2 protein-coding genes are annotated in these 3,554 nt (G+C 49.5%); both read left to right on the top strand.

All coding sequences use genetic code 11. The features are described from left to right. The first annotated feature begins 357 nt into the window (after positions 1-357). Positions 358-1,047, top strand: coding sequence for a methionine synthase (locus ACY69O_RS01065; protein ID WP_462331620.1), 690 nt, complete (start codon positions 358-360; stop codon positions 1,045-1,047). 228 nt (positions 1,048-1,275) lie between these two features. Then, on the top strand, positions 1,276-3,554 hold a 2,279-nt coding region (locus tag ACY69O_RS01070; RefSeq protein WP_462331621.1), incomplete at its 3' end, for a homocysteine S-methyltransferase family protein.

Genomic DNA, 3,554 nt, shown 5'->3' on the forward strand with positions numbered 1-3,554 from the left:
GAGATATCACACAGAATTAACTTATATTATTATAGCGCAATTGTTCAAATTTTGCCAAAGGCAAAATTAAATGATTGGGTATTATACCTCATTAAAATATGAAACCATATTCATCAGTGATTTCCTCTTTAATTATTTTGACAGATTTCACCAAACAGCTTAATGCCATATTTAGTATGCGACGGAGCTTTGCCCCGTCAAGAATAAATAGTAAAAAGAAATCTTGCGCTTGTTACCTCTAAAAAAGAATGCCTCTCTTTCTCTAAAAATATGATACAATATCCTCATCACGAAGTCTTTCAAAATGTTTCACGTGAAACATTTACTTACCCATTCCATGCAAAGGAGGCTTTAAGCATGCCGGTATATAACGCACGAATTGAACAAATCAATATCAACGAAATGCGCCGTTACGCAGGCCTGCAAAAAGTCGTCTTCAGCGAGGAACGTCTCGAAGCTGCCCGCAGCGAAGCACTCCTTTACATCGAACCAAAAGGATTTTGGGAGCTTTATGATTATAACTGCAAGGAGCAGATTATTATTCATGGAGAAAAAACCTTCCACATTGAAAGCGAAACTGCAGGCGCTCATCTGCGCGGCGCAGAAAAAATAATCTGTCTTTCTGCTACGATAGGTCATACCCTTGAAGATAAAATCAGCGAATACTTTCAAAGGGACGAATATACCCATGGGCTGCTTCTCGATGCGGCTGCAACTGCCGCAGTTGAGCAGACAGCTGACGCTCTTGAGCATATACTTACGCCCAAGGCAGCGGCAAAGGGGTATAAAATGCATTGGCGTTATTCTCCGGGGTATGGAGACTGGCCCATCGAAGCCCAGGCAGATGTTCTCCCCCTGTGCCACGGAGAGCAAATAGGAATCCAACTTACCGAAGCAAAGATGCTGTCTCCGGTAAAATCAATCACCGCTGTTATCGGATTATATCCAAGCGAAGGAAGCATACCATCAGATATTCGCGGCTGCGCCTCCTGCAAAAAACAGGGCTGCGTATTCCGACGGACTATCATCAATAACAGGAACGGATAAATGTTTCACGTGAAACATTTATCCGTTTTTTAGTTCTTTGCCCTATACTAATGAAGTTACCGTTTTATATTCTTTCATATTATAGGCTCATTATAAGATTTTTCCTATTAAGACCAGACACTGATAAAGTAAGTTTTGCCTTTGTCAAAACTGGAGCGAATGCGTTATAATAGTTTTATTCGCTATATATACAACATAACACCACCATAGAAATGAGGGATCATATCCATGATACATATATTTGACGGCGCAACAGGTACAATGCTGCAGGCCGCAGGGCTTAAAGCCGGCGAATGTCCTGAGCTTGTAAACCTTGAACGCCCCGAAATGATCAAGGCGGTTCACCGCGCATACGTTGAAGCAGGCTCTACCATTGTAGAGACGAATACCTTCGGCGCTACGCGTATTAAACTGGAGCACTACGGCTGCTCCGACAAGGTACGCGAAATCAATATTGCCGCGGTAAAGGCTGCAAAGGAAGCCGTGGAGGGCAAGGCCAAAATCGCCGGCTCCATGGGCCCCACGGGACGTTTTATCGAGCCTCTTGGAGACCTTGATTTCGAGGAAGCATACAAGAACTACTACGAGCAGGCTTCTGCACTTGCCGAAGGCGGCGCGGATTATATTCTCATTGAAACCTCCATTGATATACAGGAGACACGTGCGGCTCTCATCGCCGCAAAGGACGCGACAAATCTCCCCGTCATCTGCCAGCTTTCCTACAGTGAGGACGGCAGAACAGTCACGGGTACAGACCCGCAGACGGCGGCAATAACACTTGACGCCCTGGGCGCGGACATTATCGGCGTAAACTGCTCCCTCGGCCCTGAGCAGCTTCTCCCGGTTGTAAAAACTCTCGCAGAGAATACAGATAAACCCATCAGTGTTCAGCCGAACGCAGGCCTTCCGAAATTCGTTGACGGAAAAACCATCTTCCCGATGAATCCGGAGGACTTCGCAAGCTGGACTCCGAAGCTCATTGAAGCAGGCGCCACATATCTGGGCGGCTGCTGCGGAACAACCCCTGAGCATATCCGTGCAGTTGCCGAGGCTGCCGCAAAATGCACTGAGGCAGTAAGAAAACCTGTCAAAAAAATGCTCCGACTCACCAGCCGCAGCAAGACAGTTGAAATCGACGCCTCCCTCCCGACTGTACTTATCGGAGAACGCATCAACCCAACAGGACGCAAAAAGCTCGCCGCGGAAATCAAGGAAGGCTCCCTTCTCACAGTAAAAAAAGACGCCCTTGAGCAGACAAAGGCAGGAGCAAAGGTTCTCGACGTGAACATGGGCGTGGCAGGAATCGACCAGGCTGCTGCCATGAGACGCGCCATCAAGGAAATCGCCCAGATGACAACGACTCCGCTGGCAATCGACACCAGCGACGCGGAAGCATTGGAAGCAGGTCTGCGCCTGTACCCGGGCCGTGCGCTCATCAACTCCGTCAGCGCGGAGCCTGAGCGTATAGCGAAATTCCTGCCTCTTGCAAAAAAATACGGCGCGGCAATCCTCTGCCTGCCTATCACGGCTGAGGGCGTTCCCGAAACGGCAGACAAGCGTATCGAAGCTATGCGAGGCATACTCAAGGCCGCAAAGGAGCAGGGCCTCGGTGACGGAGATTTCCTCCTTGATGCCCTTGTAATGACTGCAGCGGCTGATGCCAAAGCAGGCGCGGAGACACTCCGTACCCTCGACCTTTACCGTAAGGAATTCGGCTACCCGTCAACAATGGGCCTCAGCAACATCTCCTACGGTCTGCCGTCAAGACCTCTCATCAACAGCACATTTTTCGCAATGTGCCTGTCCCACGGACTTGACGCGCCAATCATGAACCCCTACAACGATGATATGCAGCTTGCCCTTCTCGCAAGCTCCGCACTTCTCGGAAAAGACCCCAACGGACGCCTCTACAGCAAGACCATGCAGGCAAAGGGCGAAATCAAAACGCAGTTCATGTCCGCTAACACGGAAAAAGCTGTAAAGAAGGAAACAGCTCCCAAAGACTCCCCTGAGGGAATCCTTGCTGAAATAAAAGAAGCCGTTACCGAAGGTTCAAAGGAAGCAATGCCCGAGCTTATAAAGAAGGCTCTCGACGCCGGTATCTCCGCGAATGACATCACCGAGCACGGACTTACGGACGCAATGAACGACATGGGCGACGACTTCGGCGCAGGACGTATCTTCCTGCCTGAGGTTCTTCTCTCCGCAGAGGCTATGCGTACAGCCTTCAACGAGTTGCAGCGCCTTGCTCCCAGCAAAACCACAGAAAAGCTCGGCACCTTCATCATTGCTACGGTCAAGGGCGACGTTCACGACCTTGGAAAAAACATCGTCGGTGCCCTCGTAGGAAACAGCGGCTTTGAGCTTATCGACCTTGGCAAGGACGTTCCCAGTGATGATATCGTAAAAGCAGCCATTGAGAAAAAGGCAGATATCGTCGGACTCAGCGCCCTCATGACAACCACCATGATTGAGATTGACGACGTTGTGAAGAAGCTCCGTGAAGC

This window comes from Schwartzia sp. (in: firmicutes) (assembly GCF_978017985.1).